The sequence below is a fragment of the Thiomicrolovo immobilis genome, from assembly GCF_039645955.1.
In the GTDB taxonomy this organism is placed as follows: Bacteria; Campylobacterota; Campylobacteria; order Campylobacterales; family Sulfurimonadaceae; genus Thiomicrolovo; species Thiomicrolovo diazotrophicus.
Genome location: NZ_CP147916.1, coordinates 1,239,827 through 1,257,591, shown reverse-complemented (window position 1 = coordinate 1,257,591; position 17,765 = coordinate 1,239,827). Strand labels below are relative to the sequence as shown.

Genomic DNA, 17,765 nt, shown 5'->3' with positions numbered 1-17,765 from the left:
GCAATGTTCGCTCACAGTGGCCATATTATTTAATAGAAGCTCTTATATTAAATAATGTATCTATTATTCACCGGCCGTGATGATGAAGGGGGCAGGAAGCATGGAATTTTTCTTTCAAGAGAATATACATTATGTTAACTAAATAATATTCAATATTGTAGATAGGCGCTTCTGTGCACTTCACACCCCGCTTTCAGAACCAGAGGCGTACACCGGCGACCGCCTGCACCTCGTCTGTAGGCGCATATTTTCTTGTGTTGCCGATTGTCGCAGCGTATGAAACGCCGACATAGGGTGCGAACTCCCGTATAAACTCGTAGCGCAGCCGTAGTCCCGTTTCGATCGAAGAGAGCCCGGCCCCTGCTCCCAGCTCTTCGACGTCACTGCTATAGCCCTGCAGTTCGATGCGCGGCGTCAATACTAAACGCTGCGTCAACAGCATCTCATATTCGGCTTCAGCATTGAGTGCCACGGCCTGGTCATTTACCATCAGCCGTAGACGTGTTTCAAAATAGTACGGGACAAGCCCCTGAAGGGCCACCACGCCCCATCCGACGCTTTTTCCGTCGGCGGTATCCCCCTCCGCCCCGATCTGTACATCCCAAAACGGTGCCACGGCGCGGCTGTAGAGCAGTTCGTTCTGGCTCTCGCTCTCGCCGGGCGCTTTGCTCCCCTCGCTGTAGAGATAGACTTTGTCGAGATCGTAGCCGGCGTAGGCGGAGACGTCCCACACAAGACGCTCCCACCTGCTCCACTGCCCCGAGGCTGTCTCCAGGCGATCAGCCAGCAGCGTCGCGCGCAGGGGGTCGTCGTTCATCTCCGCGAAAAGGGAGGCGGCAAGTAACAGCGTCGCAGCGTATGGAACCGTTTTCACGAGACCACCTCCACTTTTCGGAACATTCCAGGCATATGGTAGAGCATGTGGCAATGATAGGCCCAGGCTCCTTCGGCATTGACGGTGACCCGGTAGCTGATCTTGCTGCCGGGCTGCACCAGTACCGTATGCTTGCGTACCAGGCGTGCCTCGTCGCCCGTCTCCAGGTCGCTCCACATGCCATGCAGGTGCATGGGGTGGATCATCATCGTGTCGTTGACGAAGGTGATGCGGAGCCGTTCGCCGTAATGAAACGTCAGCGGGGCTGCGTCGGCATACCTGATGCCGTTGATCGACCACATGTACCGCTCCATGTTGCCCGTCAGGTGGAGCACGATCTCCCGGTCAGGCGGCGGGGCGTCGGCGGTAGAGTAGTAGTTGCGCAGATCGGCGTAGGTCAGCACCCTTCTGCCGTTCTCCCGCAGCCCCACACCCGGATCGTCCAGCCGGTAGCGCGGGTTGGCCGCTTTCATCGTCGTCCCGACCCCGCGTCGCATCGGCAGCGGCGTGATCGGCCACTTGTGCTTCTCCTCTTCTTCCTTCGGCATCTGCATGCCTCCGCCGCATTTCATGGCGCCCGTATCGGCACCACCCTCCCCGGCCAAGCCGCCCATGCCCATATCGGCCATCGTCAGGGGCTGGGGCGGGTCCATCGCCGGCCGTGCGGCATGCATCTTCGCCCTGGGAGCCAGGGTCGCTGCAGCATACCCTGAGCGTTCGATGCTCTGCGCAAAGATACAGTATGCCCTCTCTCCGGGCTCCACGATCACATCGTAGGTCTCCGCGACGGCGATGCGGAACTCATCGACTTCCACGGGTTTTACCGGGTTGCCGTCCGCCGCGACGACCGTCATCTTCAGGGCGGGGATGCGGACATCGAAGATCGTCATCGCCGACTGGTTGACAAAACGCAGCCGTATCCTTTCGCCGGTTTCAAAAAGCGCATGCCAATCCTCCGCGTCCGTGAATCCGTTCAGCAGGTAAGTATAGGTATAGCCGGTGACATCCGAAAGGTCCCTGTCACTCATGCGCATCCGGTTCCACATTGCACGGTGCTGCAATGCATCCCAAAACCCCTCGGACTTCACTTCGCTTATGAAATCGCCTGCAGTGCGCTGGTTGAAGTTGTAATAGTCGCTGTGCAGCTTGAGTTTCCGGTAGATCGCTTCGGGGTTTTCGTCGCTCCAGTCAAACAGCGAGACAACGTAGTCGCGGTCGCTGACGACGGGGTCTTCGTCCTTCGGAACGATGACAAGCGTGCCGTGAACCCCGCTCTGCTCCTGAAAGCCGGTATGCGAGTGGTACCAGAACGTTCCGCTCTGGCGCACGGGAAAACGGTACGTGAACGTCTCTCCGGGGGCAATACCCTTGAAGCTGATATCGGGGACACCATCCATATGAAAGGGAAGGATGATACCGTGCCAATGGATGGAGCTCGACACCGGGAGGTTGTTCGTAACATGGATTGTCACGGTGTCGCCCTCGCGCCACTTGAGCGTCGGCCCGGGCAGCATGCCGTTGACCGTTGTCGCCAGCACATCGGAGCCGCTGACGTTGACAACGGTGCGTTCAAGCGTCAGGAAAAACTCCGTTCCTTCAAGTATGAGGCTCTCCCGGCGCTTGATGGGAGCAGGTGCGCTCCCCCCTTCCCCGGCAGACAATAGCGTTCGGGCCAGCACGGCGGAAGCCGCCACGCTTTGGAGGAATCGGCGTCTTTGTATCGCAGCAGGATGATCGTCCATGGATGCTCCTTCTGGAGCTATCATACCTCTATATTGTGTACGCGCCGTGCACAAAGCCGCATCGGCTAAACGTACCCTGAATGGGAAAGCAAAAGATCTTTCGATAATGGTGCTTTGCGCTTGTTTTCAGGTATCCTCTGTAAAAATACTTTAGAAAGGAGCACGCGATGGCAACGGTGACTTTGACGGACAATCGAAACGGCAATACCTATGAATTCAGCATCATGCACCCGACCATGGGCCAGGACGTGATCGATATCCGTGACCTTTTCAAACAGACGGGCATGTTCACCTACGACCCGGGCTTCACGTCGACGGCCAGCTGCAGCTCTACCATTACCTATATAGACGGTGCAAAGGGCGAACTGCGATACCGCGGTTACCCGATTGAAGAGCTGGCAATGAAAAAGAGTTATCTGGAGGTGTGCTACCTTCTGCTCAACGGTGAACTCCCCTCGCCGGAGGAGCTGGCGGCGTACGATTACGAATTCCGTAAGCGGGCGTATGTGCATGAAGGGTTGAAAAACCTCTTCTACTCCTTCCCGGACAATGCCCACCCCATGGCGATGCTCTCCTCCGCCGTTTCGGCGCTCTCCACCTTCTATTCGGAACACATTATGATGCGCAACGACGAAGACCTGCAGGTGATGCGCCGCCGGCTGTTGGCCAAGGTCCCTACCCTGGCAGCGTTCGCTTATCGGCGCTCCCTGGGCATTCCTTTTATCTATCCCGACCTCGAGCGCTCTTTTACCGAAAACTTTCTCTATATGATCCACGCCTACCCCGGACAGGACCTGAAGATCCCCGAAGTGCAGGTACGGGCACTCGATACGATCTTTACGCTCCATGCCGATCACGAGCAGAATGCCTCGACGACGGTCGTTCGCTCCGTCGCGTCGACGGGAGCGCACCCCTATGCGGCGATCACGGCGGGCATCAATGCCCTGTGGGGCCGGGCCCACGGCGGGGCGAACGAGTCGGTTATCGCGCAGCTGGAATACATCGGTTCCGTAGAGCGCGTCGACGAATTCATCGCCCGTACCAAGGATCCCGAAGACGATTTTAGGCTGATGGGCTTCGGACACCGCGTTTACAAAAACTTCGACCCCCGTGCCAAGATCCTGAAAAAACTGCTTGACGAGATGAAAGACGAGCTCAATGTCGACAGCGAACTGCTTCAGATCGCCGAGAAGATCGAGTCGGTTGCCCTCAGCGACGACTATTTTATTTCGCGGAAGCTCTACCCCAATATCGATTTCTATTCGGGGCTGATTCTGACGGCACTCAAAATCCCCAAAGAGATGTTTACGATCATATTTGTGATAGGACGCACCGTCGGATGGCTCGCGCAGTGGTTAGAATTTCACGCCGATTCGGAAAAAAAGATCGCCCGGCCGCGTCAACGCTACATCGGACCGGAAACAAGGAGCTTAACTTAGTGAGTACTAAACAAGAATTAATCAACGACATCGAAAAACTGCTTAACGGTTACGGCGGTGATACCCACATCAACCCGGAAATGCTTGCTTTCATGGACGAACAGACCCTCAAATCGATCATCGTTTCTCTCCTGGAACAGAAGGAAAAAACGGTCGAATCCAACCTCGAATGGCTAGAACAATTTAAAAAATATTGATTTTTTCCATAAATTTAAGTTTGTGTAACGTAATTGTTACTATAATTTTGCAACGTAATATCACGGGCAAACAATTTTAATCCTGTTAACGTTGTTTGCTGATAACAGTGTAAAATACAGACAGAAATCATCATGAGGAAACAGAAATGAAAAATGTTGACCTGGTTCAGCTGACCGAAGAGACGAAAAAAATGAGTGCAATGGTCGTTGAAGACGAGGCCGTTGCGAATGAACTGCTCAGTTCAACGTTCAAGAACTTTTTTAAAGATGTCACATCCGCATTCAACGGGAAAGAGGCTCTGGAACTTTTTAAAGAGAAAAAACCGGACATCGTCTTTGTAGACATTATCATGCCGGAGATGGACGGAATCGAGCTCGCACGCAAAATCCGCGAGATGAACCCGCAGCAGATGGTCGTTGTCATCTCCGCGAGCAACGACATCCAGAAGATCTCGGAAACGATCGAAATCGGTGTTAACAGCTTTATCCAGAAGCCGATTGATACGAAAAAGATCATCGAGCTGCTTCAGAACGTTACCAACATGGTCAAACGCAAGAAAAAGGTCGAAACGAAAACCTTCTCTATCTCCCTGCCCCTTGATCTGTATGACCTGGTCAACGACAACGCCAAGGCGGAGAGCATCTCCAAGAATGCGGTCATTATCCGCGCCCTCCGCGAATTCTATATGTAATTTCATTTAAATGCCGCAACACCGCGGCATTTAAGAGATTGTTAAGCGATACGGAAATATAATTTCGGCTCAACAAAAATGTTGTAACAGCGTGGCCCCATCGTCTAGCGGTTAGGATCCCAGATTTTCATTCTGGTTACCGGAGTTCGAGTCTCCGTGGGGTCACCACTTTTTATTCCTCGTTTCGATACTTTCAACATCTTTTTTCATCACCCTTAACACTTTATATGTCCATTCTCCCCTGTCGATGACTGAACGATTCTTTGTTCATGGTTATGCCCGGGCCTTCCGTTTGCAAAGGAAGCTGGTATTTATTTCGGGTGGAGTAGATTTGTCTAAGTACAAATATACATGAATCCGGAGGAAACAATCATGACACCGGGAGAGATTATTCTAGGCATCATTGCACTCTTTGCCGTTTTTTTAGGAGTAGGCGTGCTCCAGTACAACCGCTTGTACGAAAAGGAAGAGCGTCAACGCGGAGAGCAGTAGCGGCTCAGTCAGAAGCCTTTTTGAAGTGCCGTCCCGCTGCGAGGCGGCGCTTGCCTGTCTACTGCATTGAGCGGAGAGCGAGATTGCCCATTTTCTCCAGGTAGGGATGCACTTCCCCATCCCCCGATACCGTCTTTTCCAGTTCGTCAAGAAAATAGGACTGCGTCGCATCGTCGGCGAGGCTGAAGGCGTAAAAGACCCACTCGACCGTGGCGCCCTCCATTCCTGCGAGCGCGCAGCTTTGGTCAAAGGCAAAGTCCGAGGGCAGCAGGGCGATCGCTTTGCGGTAGAACGCCGGCAGATCGTACCGGACGAGCTGCTGCAGCGTCTCCGCCTCGATAGTCGCGTCCACCTCTTCAATGTCGGCCATGCCGACGACCAGCGTTTTGCCGAAGAGCAGTTTCTCGCCGAGGAAGAAGCCCTTTTGGCCTTTTTCGAACGCTTCGCCGCCGCTGTAGATCATATGCGCATTCAACAGGGCGTTGCTATCAACAAGCAGGGAACCGAAAAGGGTGTAAAGGCTGTGGGGCTGTCCGTCGTAATCCTGGACGGTAACGGTTTGGGTATCGGGATCAATCAATAATGCTTTCATGGCGACAGTCTACCCCATTTTACATAGCGGCCGGCTAATCCGCCGGGGATGCGAAGGGTCGTTGTCGCGAACTAAATGTGATAGGAACTCCGCTATTAAGCTTGTTTCGTTAATATTTCACAAAAAAATCAGGAACGTTTCATGCTGCGTTTTGCCCCAAGCCCGACAGGAGATATGCACATCGGGAACCTGCGCGTTGCCCTCTTCAACGCCCTGCTCTCCCGCCAGCGCAACGAACCCCTCATCATCCGGATCGAAGATACGGACAAAGAGCGGAACATCGAAGGCAAGGACAAGGAGATCCTGCAGATCCTTGCACTCTTCGGCATCGAATACGGCGACGTCATCTACCAGAGCAACAACCTGCGTTTTCACCGCGCCATGGCGATCCAGCTGCTGCAGGAGAAGAAGGCCTTCAACTGCTTCTGTACCCCCGAAGAGCTCGACCGCAAGCGCGAGCTCGCGAAGGAGCAGAAAAAGCCCTTCCGTTACGATGACGCCTGTACGCACCTTCCGCCCGAAGCGACGATCGACAACGAGAACCCGTTTACGGTCCGCCTGAAGCGCCCCGATGCGCCGATCACGGTTGAGGATATCATCAAGGGCGAAGCGACGTTCGATCCGATGGACATCGACAGCTTTATTATCCTGCGCGCCGAAAAGTTCCCGACCTACAATTTCGCCTGTGCCATCGATGATATGCTCGGCGACATCTCCCTGGTCATCCGCGGCGAGGATCACTTCTCCAACACCTCCAAGCAGATCGCGATCCGCAACGCCCTGGGGTACGACAAGAAAGTCGAATACGCCCACCTGCCCATCATTCTCAACGATGAGGGGAAGAAGATGAGCAAGCGCGACAACGCGTCGAGCGTCAAATGGATGCTCGAAGAGGGATTCCTGCCCGAAGCGATCGCCAACTACCTCATTCTCATCGGCAACAAGACCCCTGAAGAAGTCTTTACGATGGCCGAGGCGGTGGCCTGGTTCGATCTTAAAAACATCTCCCGCGCACCGGCGCGTTTCAGCATTGACAAGCTGCGCCATATCAACCGCGAGCACCTCCGCCGCATGGAGGACAAAGAGCTCTCACGCTACGTCGGGTTTGCCGACGATTCCATCGGCAGACTGGCCAAACTCTACCTGGAAGAGGCCAGCACGACGAAGGAGCTGAAAGCGAAGGTGGCGGCGGTCTTTGCACCGAAGGAGATCCCGGATGAATTTGCCGAGAGCGCCGCAGCGATCCGCGCCGCCATCAAAGCAGCCCCCTACTTCGAAGCTTTCGACGATCTCAAGCAGCATGTCGTCGACGCTACGGGCATCAAGGGCAAACAGCTCTTTAAATCCCTGCGCCTGTTGCTCACCGGCGCCGAACACGGCCCGGAACTGGCCGACGTCTATGTGCAGATCAAATCCTACCTCGGGGAGATCGTAAAATGAGCACCTTCGGCAGCATCATCGCAGGCCTCGGCGGCATCGTCCATACGCTGATCAACGTCTATATCTGGGTCGTCATTATCGCCGCCCTGCTCACCTGGGTGCGCCCCGATCCGACCAACCCCATCGTGCAGGTGCTGTACCGCCTGACCGAACCGGCCTATAGCCTGCTGCGCCGCTACGTGCCGACCGTTTTCAACGGCATCGACCTCGCCCCGCTTATCATCATCATCGGCCTGCAGGTGATCGACGTCATCTTCGTCCGCCTGGTCTACGCGTTGGCAGGTGCGCTCTAGCAATGCGTCTGCGGGCCGCCCTCGCAACACTGCTGATCGGTACGCTGCTAAGCGCCGACATCACCCTGGAGCAGATCCGCTCCAAGCCCCCTTCCAATGCCCGCAATTTCATGATCTGGCAGTATTTCGATCAGAACATCAGCTCCGCGCAGGCCGACGAGGCGTTCTATCTGATCCGCAACGTCGGCAGACGGATGTTTTTCGCCTATGCCGAGAAGAGCTCCCGCCCCGAGGTCGCCTATACCGTCAAGTGCATGAAAATGGGGGTCAATGACCTGATCAAGAGCGAGGATGCCGGCTGTGCGAAACTGGCGGTCTCCGTCGGGAAACTCTCTGCGATGCATCAAAAGGCGCGCGACCGCGTTGTCGGGCTTGTGGGCGATGCCTCCCTCAAAGCCGCAGCGGAAGTGCTGAATGATCCTGACCTCCAGCAGCACTACAAGCGCTACCCGCCCGCCTTGTTTCTGCGCGTTTTCAACGGCAGCTACGGCAATTCCCGACGGAAGCAGTTTAATTTCATCCCCGATTACGACTACATGCAACTGCTGGCGAAGGCACCGGGCTTTACCTCCGCGGTCATGAGTACGATCAATGACGACAAACTCTCGAAGTTCGGCTGGGCACTGACCAAGGTTGATGCCGTTGAAAGCCTTGACCCGCGCGGGCTCTTTTACCTGGGACTGAACCAGCTGCAGCGCGGCAAAAAATCCCGGGCGATCGAACTCTTCCAGCTCTCCGGCGACAAGGCCTACTACCAGAGCGACAAGGACAAGGCGCTCTTCTGGCAGGCCCTGGCTTCGGAGAAGAACGACCTGATGTGGAAACTGCTGGCGCAGAGCTGGGACATCAACTTCTACTCCCTCTACGCGATGGAGAAAACGGGCATTTTCCCGGAAAACTACTACTCGCAGCTGCAGACATCCGACACCGTTTCGGATCTGAACCTCTCCGACCCCTTCGTCTGGAACGATCTGCTTGATACGATCAACCGGACACCGAAAGACGAGCTCTACGCCCTGGCCAAACGCTACGATGCGAAAAACCTCGTGCCGCTCCAGTCCTTCATTATCGAAAAGGCTTCCCGCTACCGCCTGCAGGGGTATGTCATGCCCTACGACGCAGAGCTAAACGACGTCGATACGGATACCAAGGCGATCATCTACGCGCTGATGCGCCAGGAGAGCCGGTTTATCCCGGCGGCCCTGTCGCACTCCTATGCCCTGGGGCTGATGCAGATGATGCCCTTTCTGTGTCGTGCGATGGACGGCAAGGTGGATTGCGGGCGCGATACCCTTTTTGACATGTTCGATCCGCATATCAATCTGCTCTACGCCAAGCCCCATATCGCGTGGCTGCAGTACCGCGTTTATCACCCCCTCTTCATCGCCTACGCCTATAACGGCGGCATCGGGTTCACCAAACGCTACCTGCTTGACGACAAGTTCAATGCCGGCCCCTACGAGCCTTTCTTAAGCATGGAGCTGATGCGGACGACGGAGACGCGGGAGTACGGGAAGAAGGTCTTGACCAACTACGTGGTCTACAAGAAGATCCTGGGCGAGCCGGTCTCGCTTATTGATCTGTGTGAAACGTTACTTCACCCTTCAAAGACGGACCGGTTCCGAAAAACAAAGTAAGGTTCGCCTCCTTCGTCGGTCGGAAGAGGAGCTGGTAGTAGCGGTTCCACGGGTTGTTCAGCGGCATCAACCCCCGTAGGGAGCAGTTGTCATCAAGCGGTGCCATCCCGACGGGGGCTTTGCCGTTGAGGGTGACGTTATACTCCTCCAGGGTCCGCCCGCCGCGGTCGAAAAGGGCGACAAAGAAGGAGGGGCGCTCGCCGTAGAGTTGCGGATCGACGGGGTTGAGATGCAGGATGCTGATCAGGGCGGTCGTACGGTTGGCCTCGTCGGTCAGGGTGACGCGTTTGAGGTTCGCGACCGCCCGTTCGTGCCGGCTGTCGAGTTTTGTAAAGTGGGTGAAGGCGCTCTCTTTGCTGCACGCGGAAAAGAGCACGGCGGTGATCAACAATATGGGCCAAAAGCGCATGGGACTCCGGAAAGCATGGTTTGCAGCATTATAGCGGAATGTCGCTCCGCAGCCCATTTGCGCCCATCTTAAGAGATTTTCAACCATTGTGGACTATAATCCCCCATATTTTAAGGGAGAGTCCCCGGGGATGCAGTTACCATGAAGAAACGTCTTGCCGTCGCTTTTACCGGCCCTTCGAACAGCGGAAAAACGACACTGATCGTCAAAGTGGCCGCCCGCCTGATGCACGAACACGGCAAAGAGGTTGCCATTATCAAGAACGACCCCAAGGACAAGGCGCGTTTCGACATTCCCGGCAAGGACAGCTACAAGTTCACCGATACCGGTGCCGAGGTGATCGTCACATCGCCCAGCCGAACCACCCTCTTCTCCCACCGCCACCACGAGCTGGACGAACTGATCGCGCTCTTCGGCCATTTTGACATCCTGCTCGTCGAAGGACTCAAAACCCTGCCGCTGCCGCGGATCAGCATCTTTCGCGACCGCATCGACGAAGCCTATTTTCCCTATATGAACGCCCTCGCCGTCGACGAGAGCGTCACACTTGACGATTACGACCTTCCCGACAAGGTCGCCGTCCTCGACCTCAACGACCCCGACGCCGTCGTCGAGTGGATCCTCACCCATGCCAAGGAGATATAACCATGCAGACCCTCGCCCCCGTCTTTGAAGCCATCGAACGCGCCGCGCACCGTATTCACGAAGCGATCACCAACGAAGATACCGACTATTCGGCCCACTCCAACCAGTCCGGCGACGTTCAGCTCAAGCTCGACATCCAGAGCGACTTGATCATCGCCGAGGAGTTCTCCCGCATTCCCCTCGTCAAGGCGATCGCCAGCGAGGAGAAAGAGGAGGAGGAGATCCTGCACGAAGGCGGGCAGCTCTGCATCGCCTACGACCCCCTCGACGGTTCCAGCCTGATCGACGTCGACCTGAGCGTCGGCTCCATTTTCGGCATCTACGACGGCGAATGGAGCGCGCAGAAGATGATCGCTTCCGTCTACGTCGTCTACGGCCCGCGTACCGAGATGGTGACGGCCTACAAGAACAACGTCCGCCACTACACGTGGCGCCACGGCCGTTTCAAAGAGCTCGAGCAGATCAAGATCGGCGAAAAGGGCAAGCTCAACGCCCCGGGCGGCACCCAGCAGCACTGGCCTGTACACCACAAACAGCTCATCGACGGCCTCTTTGCGGAGGGGTACCGCCTGCGCTACTCCGGTGGCATGGTCCCGGACCTGCACCAGATCCTGCTCAAAGGGGGCGGACTCTTCAGCTACCCGGGTACGACAGACAAACCCGACGGCAAGCTGCGCAAGCTCTTCGAGGTTTTCCCCTTCGCCTTCGTCTACGAGATGGCCGGCGGCGCGGCGGTGGATGAAAAGGGCAACCGCCTCCTGGAGCTGCCGTGCAGCGACCCGCATGAGACGACGCCCTGCTTCTTCGGCTCCACCTATGAAATCGGCAAGGTGAAAGCGGCCTATGGCGCAGAGTGACCCGGAAAAAGACCGTTTCGAACTGCAGCTCGATGTCATGATCGAGAAATTGCAGGCCTGCCAGGCCGAACACGGCGTCAAGAGCTGCAGCGCCTGCGAGCATTGCCTGGGATGCGACGTGCGCAAAAGCTACGTCGCCGCTGTTTACGACAGCATGTCCAAGGGCGAGACCGGCGGATTCGAATTTTAACAAGGATATTAGAGAGTATGAGCTATTACGTCACCACCCCAATCTACTACGTCAACGGCGAGGCGCATATCGGCCACGCGTATACGACCTTCATCGCGGATGCGCTGGCCCGCTACCACCGTTTGATCGGCGAGGATGTCTACTTCCTCACCGGGACCGACGAACACGGGCAGAAGATCGAGGAATCGGCGAAAAAGTTCGAGAAACCGACCCAGCAGTTCGCCGACGAGATCAGCGCCAGCTTCCGCAACCTCTGGGACGAATTCGGCATCAGTTACGACCAGTTCATCCGTACGACGGACAAGGACCATATGACCGGTGTCCAGAAGGCATTCGAGAAGATGTACGCCAAGGGGGACATCTACAAGGGGAACTACGAGGGGCACTACTGCGTTAGCTGCGAGACCTTCTTCCCCGAAACCCAGCTCATCGACGGCGAGTTCTGCCCGGACTGCGGCCGCTCGACAAGCATCGTCAAGGAGGAGAGCTACTTCTTCAAGCTCTCGGCGTATGAGCAGAAACTGCTTGATTATTACGAAGCGCACCAGGATTTTATCCTGCCGAAATCCCGCCGCAACGAGGTCATCAACTTCGTCAAGGGCGGTCTGAATGACCTCTCCGTGACCCGTACGAGCTTCACCTGGGGCGTGCCGCTGCCCGAATCTGTCGGGGACAGCAAGCATGTTATGTACGTCTGGCTCGATGCCCTGCTCAACTATATCACGGCGCTCGGCTACGGCCGCGACGAGGCGAAAATGGACTTCTGGCCGGCACAGATGCAACTGGTGGGCAAGGATATCCTTCGCTTCCACGCCATCTACTGGCCGGCGTTCCTGATGAGCCTGGACCTGCCGCTGCCGAAGCATATCGGTGCCCACGGCTGGTGGACCCGCGACGGCGAGAAGATGAGCAAGTCCAAGGGCAACGTCGTCAGCCCCAAAGAGGTCGCCGACGTCTACGGCCTGGAGAACCTGCGCTACTTCATGATGCGCGAAGTCCCCTTCGGGCAGGACGGCGATTTCTCCCAGCGCGCCCTGATCGACCGGATCAACTCCGATCTCAGCAACGACCTGGGGAACCTGCTCAACCGCATTATCGGGATGAGCGGAAAGTATTCCGATTTCGTCATCGACAGCAGCGATGTCATGACCTACCACAAAGCAGAGATGGAAGAGGTCAATGCCGTGCTCGGCAGCGTCGAGCGCTTCCTAGACGAAGTTCAGACACACCGTTTCCTCGAAGAGCTTTGGAAACTCTTTACGATCGGGAACAAGGCGATCGAAGCGCATGCACCGTGGGTCAAGATGAAAGAGGGGAAAAAGGAAGAGGCGCTGGCATTGGTGGCACTCGTGGCCAACATTCTCGCCAAGGCCTCTGTCCTGCTGCACCCTTTCATGCCGAAAACGACGTCGACGATCGCGGACGCGCTCGGTTTTGCTATCGACACCAACGCGTATAACGATTTGGTCAAGGGCGGTAAACTGCTGCCGACCTTTACGATCAAGAAGGTCCCACCCCTCTTCCCGCGCATCGAGGCCCCGCTGATGGACCAGGCCCCGGCGGCCCAGCCCAACGCGAAAGAAGAAGAGGCGCCGAAAAAAGCGAAAGCGGCGGAACCGGTCGAGGCCGACAACCTGATCACCATCGACCAGTTCTTCCAGACTCAGCTCAAGATCGGCACCATCGTCGAAGCCGAAGAGGTACCCAAGAGCAAGAAGCTGCTCAAGCTGCAGGTTGACGTCGGCGAGGAGAAGCCGCGCCAGGTCGTCGCCGGCATCCGCGAATATTACGAAGCACAGAGCCTCGTCGGCACCCAGGTCTGCGTCGTCGCGAACCTGAAACCGGCCAAGCTGATGGGCATGGTCTCCGAGGGGATGCTGCTGGCGGCCAAAGATGACGAGGGGCTCTCGCTGATGCGTCCCGAAGCGCCGAGAAAGGCAGGCAGTTCCGTCGGATGAGGCTGCAGAACCTCCTCTCATTGACCGGGGCGGAGATGATGTCCGATCCGGCCGTGACGCTTGTCGACGCCGTTGTCCTCGAAGCACACAAAGTGAGACGGGGGGACCTCTTCATCGCCTTTGACAAGGCGGATATTCCCCAGGCCGTGGCCAACGGTGCCTATGCCGTGCTCTATGAAGAGGCATGCACGGTCACCGACCCGGAGATCGCCTGGCTGAAAGTCGATTCGGTCGAGTTTACGCTGTTGCGCCTGCTGCGTTTCCGCATGCTGGAGAAATCGCTGCACGTCTACGGCTGCGACCAGGTGACCCTGGCCGTCGCGGCCCAGATGCTTAAAGATCCGCGCTGCTTCGTCTGGCAGGGAACCATCCGGTCGAACTTTTACGACCTGTGGGAGCTGCCCGAAGCAAGCTGGGTCTTCGTCCCGGAGTACAAACGCTGCGAGGACCTCTTCGTGCAGGTACTGCCCCTTCCGAAAACGGGTAACGTTCCCATCGACATTGCGGAGCAGACCCTTTTTGAAACATCGTTTGTGCTTGATGACGTCTATTACGAGCGCATGCAGCTTTCCCCTTTTTTCCTCCCCTACCTCGGCCATCTCTACCAATTCGCCAAGTCACACGGGCTGACGTTCACCGTCGGCGGCATGCAGGGGAGCTCCCACTTCGTGCCCGTCTTTGTGGGTGACGACCTGCGTCCCAAGACGTTCGGCCAGGGGGGCAAGGTCCTGATCTTCGAACCGGACCTCTCTTTGCTCCTGCAGGAGATGGATTTTATCCGCAGCGAAGCCAAATGGGCGAAGATCATCTACCTGATGCCCAAAAGCTCCGCCGAAACATCCGAGCACCACGACGCATTCTTGCTATATGAGAACCAAGAAGATATAATGCAGCTATTAAAAACGGTTCCATACCATTTTGCATTGATCGGCGGTCAGGACAGACGACTTCTTGATACCGTGCATTACAAGGCCGAAACACCAACCCTCTTCTAGGAGCAATTGCGTTGAACGCAGACCCCTCATCGAGTCCCCTGACGCTAAAAGAAGGACTCTCTCAAAATAAAGTCGCCGTCTACGGTATCGTACTCGGCGTGATCGCATTCGTTTTCCACTACTACCATAACGCTTATCTCGCTACGACGCTCTCCGCCGTTTCCATCGCCCTGCTCTCCATGACCGTCGCCGAAGTGGCCGAAGTGCTTGCCGAACGGCTTGAAGAGCCCTATGGCTCCTTCGTTCTCACCTTCAGCGCCGTCATCGTCGAGATCATCCTGCTCTATATGGTTCTTATGAGTTCGCACAACGACCCGCGTGCGCTTGATACGGTCAAAGGGGGTATCATCTCCGCCGTCATCGTCGACATGAACGTGCTGCTGGGACTGGCCGTCTTTATCGGCGGGCTTGCATTCAAGGAGCAGGAGCACAACGAGGATACCTCCAGTACCTATACGACAATCCTGCTCGTCGCCACTTCCGCACTGCTTGTGCCGAGCATCATGCACTTTACCTCCGAGTCGCACCGTGACCTGATCCTCGCCAGCAACATCATCGGCTTCGTCCTTTTTTGTTTTTACATTGTCATTTTCATTTTCCAGACGAAGACCCACTCGCACTTCTTCAAGGCGACGGCACGCAGCCGCATCTTCCGTTACAAGCGGCGCCTCTCCGAGGGTGAAGAGGAGACGGAGGAGCAGCCCGATGCCTTTGAACGTCTCGCCACGGTCAGCAACTTTATGATCATCTTCGCCCTGATCGCGCTGATCGGTCTCGTCGCGGAGATCTTCGCTGATGAGGGGATGTCCCTGGTGCAAAAGTATGACTTCCCCGTCGGCCTGGCGGGCCTCATCATCGCAATCATCTCCGTTGCACCGGAGATCATGACGGCGATCACGGCGGCACGAAACGACCAGATCCAGCGGGTTATCAATATTGCGATGGGGGCCTCGACGGTGTCGATCATGCTCACCGTACCGGCGCTGTTGGCGCTCTCCTATACGACGGCGCATCCCCTGACCCTGGACTTCAACACCCTGCAGGTCGGGGCGCTCATTCTCACCATCGTGCTGGCATGGAAAACGACGGATGATGGCTATACCAACTATTTTGAAGGGACGTCGCACCTCTTTTTCTTTATCTGCTATGCCATTATCGCGGCGTTTTATTGACAGAACGTTAAAGGAGCAAAAGCCCCTTTGCCTACGCTGGCGGCTATGGCACTAAAGCACACTGCTGCTTTGTCCTCGCTGCGCTGCGAAATTCCGCTACGCTACATCGGCGGCAGCGTAGAAAGTACTGGCCGGTTTTTGGAAAAGAAATGGGAATTATATAGGAGATTATAGATGGATAGACGTACTTTTCTGACTGCTGCGGCGGCGACATCGTCGGCGGTGCTGCTCGAGGGCTGCAACGACAGTAATCGGGTGGCGATCGACTACAGCAAACATCCGAAACAGCACGATACGACAGACAAAAGCGTCAACATCAACCGCGGCAAAAAGACGGAGCTCAAGATCGCGACGAGCTGGCCGGCGCACTTTCCCATCATGGGCACGGGCGTCGACCGTTTCGCCGATCGGGTCGCGCAGATCAGCGGCGGGCAGCTCAGTATCAAGCTCTTCCCGAAAAACACCCTCGTCCCCGCCCTCGCCGTTTTTGATGCGGCCAGCAGCGGCCAGATCGACGGGTTCCACTCGGGCCCCTACTACTGGAAGGGCAAAAACGCGGCCTTCTCCCTCTTCAGCGGGTTCCCGTTTGGGATGACGGCGGAGGAGCTTAACGGCTGGATTCTCTACGGCGGCGGCATGGAGCTGTGGCGGGAGCTCTACGGCCGCTACAACCTCCACCCTTTTGCCGGCGGCAATACCAATATCCAGATGGGCGGCTGGTTTCGAAAACCGATCGAGACCCTGGAGGATATGAATGGCCTGAAGATGCGCATCCCGGGGCTCGGCGGCGAAGTGATGTCGAAGCTCGGCGTCAACCCCGTCCTGCTGCCCGCCGGGGAGATCTACACCTCCCTGGAGCGCGGCGTGATCGATGCGACAGAGTGGGTCGGCCCCTACCTCGACACGAAGATGGGCTTTTACAAGGTAGCGCCCTACTACTACTCGGGATGGCACGAACCGGGTTCCATCCTGGAGATGACCTTCAGCAAACATACGTGGGAGCGGCTCTCGGGAGAACAGCAGGCTATCATCGAGTGTGCTGTCAGCGAGCTCAACAGCACGATGACCTTCGAATTCCAGGCGAAGAACGCCGAGGCGATGGCTTCGCTCGAAGCGAACGGCGTCAAGCTGATGCGCTTCCCCGACGCCGTCACCGAGGCCGCTAAAAAAGCGCTGACAGCGGTTATCGCCGAACAGAGCGCCCAGAGCGCCGACTTCAAACGGGTTTTTGAGAGCGCCTCCTCCTATCTTGCCAAAAGCAAGGTCTTCAGCGACGCCAGCCTGCGCTACTTCCTCAACGTCCGCTAATCCTTATCTTTGAAGCGGTCGACGAAGCCGTGGCAGTAAGGCTGTTTGTGATGACGCATGTAGTAGTCCTGGTGATACGCTTCGGCTTTCTGGAATGCTGATGCTTCGAGCAGCTCCGTTTGGACGTTATAGCCGTTTTTGACCAACTGCGCTATCAACGCTTCGGCAATCATTTTCTCTTTCAGGTCATTGTAGAAAACCGCACTCTGGTACTGGCTGCCGATGTCGGGCCCTTGCCTGCCCTTTTGCGTCGGGTCGTGGATATCGAAGAAGGTTTTGGCAAGCGTTTTGTAGTCGACTTTTGAAGGGTCATAAGTGACAGCAACTGTCTCAAGATAGCCGGTACGCCCGGAGGAGACGTCCCTGTAGGTAGGGTCTGGCATATTGCCACCCATATAGCCGGAGACGACCGATGTGACGCCGGGGATCTTCTCTATGTAGTACTCCACGCCCCAGAAACAGCCGCCGGCAAAGTAGGCGACTTTTTTTTCGGGGATGAATTCCATGGAGATGGAGTTGACACAGTGGCGGAGGTTCTTCTGAGTCAGGTGCTCACCGCTGAAGACATGGCCCAGGTGCGCGCCGCAGTTGGCGCAGATAATCTCCGTACGGTAGCCGTCGGGATCGGGAATGCGCTTCACGGCGCCGGGGATCTCGTCGTCAAAGGATGGCCAGCCGCAGTGCGAATCGAATTTGTCCTCGGAGCGGTAGAGTTTGGCCCCGCAGCGTTTGCAGACATAGGTGCCCTTGGCCTTGTTGTGAAGCAGCTCGCCGCTGTAGGGACGCTCCGTGGCTTTATGGACGATGACCGCTTCCTCCTGCGGCGTCAGCGG

General features: G+C 56.5%; 19 protein-coding genes and 1 tRNA gene. 15 read left to right on the top strand and 5 right to left on the bottom strand.

Annotation, left to right across the window (positions count from 1 at the left end):
- Positions 1 to 193: 193 nt before the first annotated feature.
- Both WCX72_RS06470 and WCX72_RS06465 read right to left on the bottom strand, forming a co-directional pair.
- A complete protein-coding gene (locus WCX72_RS06470) occupies positions 194 to 874 on the bottom strand; it encodes a copper resistance protein B (protein ID WP_345971499.1) in 681 nt (226 codons plus the stop codon).
- Positions 871 to 2,616 carry a copper resistance system multicopper oxidase gene (locus WCX72_RS06465; RefSeq protein ID WP_345971498.1) on the bottom strand — a complete coding sequence of 582 codons (1,746 nt, stop codon included), beginning with the start codon at positions 2,614 to 2,616 and terminating at the stop codon, positions 871 to 873. The genes WCX72_RS06470 and WCX72_RS06465 overlap by 4 nt, the downstream gene beginning before the upstream one ends.
- 167 nt (positions 2,617 to 2,783) lie before the next feature.
- On the opposite strand from WCX72_RS06465, the gene WCX72_RS06460 reads away from it, so the two are divergent.
- From WCX72_RS06460 to WCX72_RS06440, 5 genes are all read left to right on the top strand, one after another.
- The gene (locus tag WCX72_RS06460; protein ID WP_345971497.1) at positions 2,784 to 4,055 is read left to right on the top strand and encodes a citrate synthase; all 1,272 of its coding nucleotides are present in this window, start codon (positions 2,784 to 2,786) and stop codon (positions 4,053 to 4,055) included.
- A complete protein-coding gene (locus WCX72_RS06455; protein ID WP_345971496.1) occupies positions 4,055 to 4,252 on the top strand; it encodes a hypothetical protein in 198 nt (65 codons plus the stop codon). The genes WCX72_RS06460 and WCX72_RS06455 overlap by 1 nt, the downstream gene beginning before the upstream one ends.
- A 146-nt stretch (positions 4,253 to 4,398) precedes the next feature.
- Positions 4,399 to 4,944 (top strand): response regulator, encoded by a 546-nt coding sequence (locus WCX72_RS06450; RefSeq protein WP_231018057.1) that lies wholly within the window; start codon positions 4,399 to 4,401, stop codon positions 4,942 to 4,944.
- A gap of 93 nt (positions 4,945 to 5,037) precedes the next feature.
- Positions 5,038 to 5,112, top strand: a tRNA-Glu gene (locus WCX72_RS06445).
- A gap of 183 nt (positions 5,113 to 5,295) precedes the next feature.
- Positions 5,296 to 5,436: a hypothetical protein gene (locus WCX72_RS06440; protein WP_345971494.1), complete on the top strand. Its 141-nt coding sequence runs from the start codon at positions 5,296 to 5,298 to the stop codon at positions 5,434 to 5,436.
- Positions 5,437 to 5,494: 58 nt separating this feature from the next.
- Here WCX72_RS06440 and WCX72_RS06435 read toward each other — a convergent pair whose 3' ends face one another.
- Positions 5,495 to 6,028, bottom strand: a complete 534-nt coding sequence (locus tag WCX72_RS06435; protein WP_345971493.1) for a hypothetical protein — start codon at positions 6,026 to 6,028, stop codon at positions 5,495 to 5,497.
- A gap of 141 nt (positions 6,029 to 6,169) precedes the next feature.
- Here WCX72_RS06435 and gltX point away from each other — a divergent pair, with 141 nt between their 5' ends.
- From gltX to WCX72_RS06420, 3 genes are read left to right on the top strand one after another with little or no spacing between them, the layout of a single operon-like run.
- Positions 6,170 to 7,468 (top strand): glutamate--tRNA ligase, encoded by a 1,299-nt coding sequence (gltX, locus tag WCX72_RS06430; RefSeq protein ID WP_345971492.1) that lies wholly within the window; start codon positions 6,170 to 6,172, stop codon positions 7,466 to 7,468.
- Complete coding sequence (locus WCX72_RS06425) at positions 7,465 to 7,761, top strand: YggT family protein (protein WP_345971490.1); 297 nt, start codon at positions 7,465 to 7,467, stop codon at positions 7,759 to 7,761. The genes gltX and WCX72_RS06425 overlap by 4 nt, the downstream gene beginning before the upstream one ends.
- A 2-nt stretch (positions 7,762 to 7,763) precedes the next feature.
- On the top strand, positions 7,764 to 9,398 hold the full coding sequence (locus WCX72_RS06420; protein WP_345971488.1) for a transglycosylase SLT domain-containing protein: 1,635 nt from the start codon (positions 7,764 to 7,766) through the stop codon (positions 9,396 to 9,398).
- On the opposite strand, the gene WCX72_RS06415 is transcribed toward WCX72_RS06420, so the two are convergent.
- Positions 9,334 to 9,807 carry a hypothetical protein gene (locus WCX72_RS06415; protein ID WP_231018052.1) on the bottom strand — a complete coding sequence of 158 codons (474 nt, stop codon included), beginning with the start codon at positions 9,805 to 9,807 and terminating at the stop codon, positions 9,334 to 9,336. The two genes, WCX72_RS06420 and WCX72_RS06415, sit on opposite strands and share 65 nt — an antisense overlap.
- A 141-nt stretch (positions 9,808 to 9,948) precedes the next feature.
- Between WCX72_RS06415 and mobB the strand changes: the two genes are divergently transcribed.
- The 7 genes from mobB to WCX72_RS06380 all read left to right on the top strand — a co-directional run bounded on the left by mobB (position 9,949) and on the right by WCX72_RS06380 (position 16,932).
- A complete protein-coding gene (gene mobB / locus WCX72_RS06410) occupies positions 9,949 to 10,452 on the top strand; it encodes a molybdopterin-guanine dinucleotide biosynthesis protein B (protein WP_231018051.1) in 504 nt (167 codons plus the stop codon).
- A 2-nt stretch (positions 10,453 to 10,454) separates the two neighbouring features.
- Positions 10,455 to 11,309: a class 1 fructose-bisphosphatase gene (locus tag WCX72_RS06405; protein ID WP_231018050.1), complete on the top strand. Its 855-nt coding sequence runs from the start codon at positions 10,455 to 10,457 to the stop codon at positions 11,307 to 11,309.
- A complete protein-coding gene (locus WCX72_RS06400; protein ID WP_231018049.1) occupies positions 11,296 to 11,499 on the top strand; it encodes a hypothetical protein in 204 nt (67 codons plus the stop codon). Before WCX72_RS06405 ends, WCX72_RS06400 begins: the two co-directional genes overlap by 14 nt.
- 17 nt (positions 11,500 to 11,516) lie before the next feature.
- Positions 11,517 to 13,457: a methionine--tRNA ligase gene (metG, locus tag WCX72_RS06395; protein ID WP_231018048.1), complete on the top strand. Its 1,941-nt coding sequence runs from the start codon at positions 11,517 to 11,519 to the stop codon at positions 13,455 to 13,457.
- Positions 13,454 to 14,452, top strand: a complete 999-nt coding sequence (locus WCX72_RS06390; RefSeq protein ID WP_231018047.1) for a hypothetical protein — start codon at positions 13,454 to 13,456, stop codon at positions 14,450 to 14,452. Before metG ends, WCX72_RS06390 begins: the two co-directional genes overlap by 4 nt.
- Before the next feature lie 11 nt (positions 14,453 to 14,463).
- The gene (locus tag WCX72_RS06385; protein ID WP_345971485.1) at positions 14,464 to 15,624 is read left to right on the top strand and encodes a sodium:proton exchanger; all 1,161 of its coding nucleotides are present in this window, start codon (positions 14,464 to 14,466) and stop codon (positions 15,622 to 15,624) included.
- 174 nt (positions 15,625 to 15,798) lie between these two features.
- Positions 15,799 to 16,932, top strand: a complete 1,134-nt coding sequence (locus WCX72_RS06380; RefSeq protein ID WP_231018045.1) for a TRAP transporter substrate-binding protein — start codon at positions 15,799 to 15,801, stop codon at positions 16,930 to 16,932.
- Here the strand turns inward: WCX72_RS06380 and WCX72_RS06375 are convergent.
- Positions 16,929 to 17,762 (bottom strand): bifunctional methionine sulfoxide reductase B/A protein, encoded by an 834-nt coding sequence (locus tag WCX72_RS06375; RefSeq protein WP_231021228.1) that lies wholly within the window; start codon positions 17,760 to 17,762, stop codon positions 16,929 to 16,931. The two genes, WCX72_RS06380 and WCX72_RS06375, sit on opposite strands and share 4 nt — an antisense overlap.
- Positions 17,763 to 17,765: the final 3 nt, after the last annotated feature.

Bases quoted from the DNA above. Each gene is read 5' to 3' on its own strand.
- WCX72_RS06400 (WP_231018049.1), top strand. From the start codon at position 11,296: ATGGCGCAGAGTGACCCGGAAAAAGACCGTTTCGAACTGCAGCTCGAT.
- WCX72_RS06465 (WP_345971498.1), bottom strand. From the start codon at position 2,616: ATGGACGATCATCCTGCTGCGATACAAAGACGCCGATTCCTCCAAAGC.
- WCX72_RS06415 (WP_231018052.1), bottom strand. From the start codon at position 9,807: ATGCGCTTTTGGCCCATATTGTTGATCACCGCCGTGCTCTTTTCCGCG.
- WCX72_RS06440 (WP_345971494.1), top strand. From the start codon at position 5,296: ATGAATCCGGAGGAAACAATCATGACACCGGGAGAGATTATTCTAGGC.
- gltX (WP_345971492.1), top strand. From the start codon at position 6,170: ATGCTGCGTTTTGCCCCAAGCCCGACAGGAGATATGCACATCGGGAAC.
- WCX72_RS06420 (WP_345971488.1), top strand. From the start codon at position 7,764: ATGCGTCTGCGGGCCGCCCTCGCAACACTGCTGATCGGTACGCTGCTA.
- WCX72_RS06425 (WP_345971490.1), top strand. From the start codon at position 7,465: ATGAGCACCTTCGGCAGCATCATCGCAGGCCTCGGCGGCATCGTCCAT.
- WCX72_RS06435 (WP_345971493.1), bottom strand. From the start codon at position 6,028: ATGAAAGCATTATTGATTGATCCCGATACCCAAACCGTTACCGTCCAG.
- WCX72_RS06450 (WP_231018057.1), top strand. From the start codon at position 4,399: ATGAAAAATGTTGACCTGGTTCAGCTGACCGAAGAGACGAAAAAAATG.
- WCX72_RS06405 (WP_231018050.1), top strand. From the start codon at position 10,455: ATGCAGACCCTCGCCCCCGTCTTTGAAGCCATCGAACGCGCCGCGCAC.
- mobB (WP_231018051.1), top strand. From the start codon at position 9,949: ATGAAGAAACGTCTTGCCGTCGCTTTTACCGGCCCTTCGAACAGCGGA.
- WCX72_RS06460 (WP_345971497.1), top strand. From the start codon at position 2,784: ATGGCAACGGTGACTTTGACGGACAATCGAAACGGCAATACCTATGAA.
- WCX72_RS06390 (WP_231018047.1), top strand. From the start codon at position 13,454: ATGAGGCTGCAGAACCTCCTCTCATTGACCGGGGCGGAGATGATGTCC.
- metG (WP_231018048.1), top strand. From the start codon at position 11,517: ATGAGCTATTACGTCACCACCCCAATCTACTACGTCAACGGCGAGGCG.
- WCX72_RS06380 (WP_231018045.1), top strand. From the start codon at position 15,799: ATGGATAGACGTACTTTTCTGACTGCTGCGGCGGCGACATCGTCGGCG.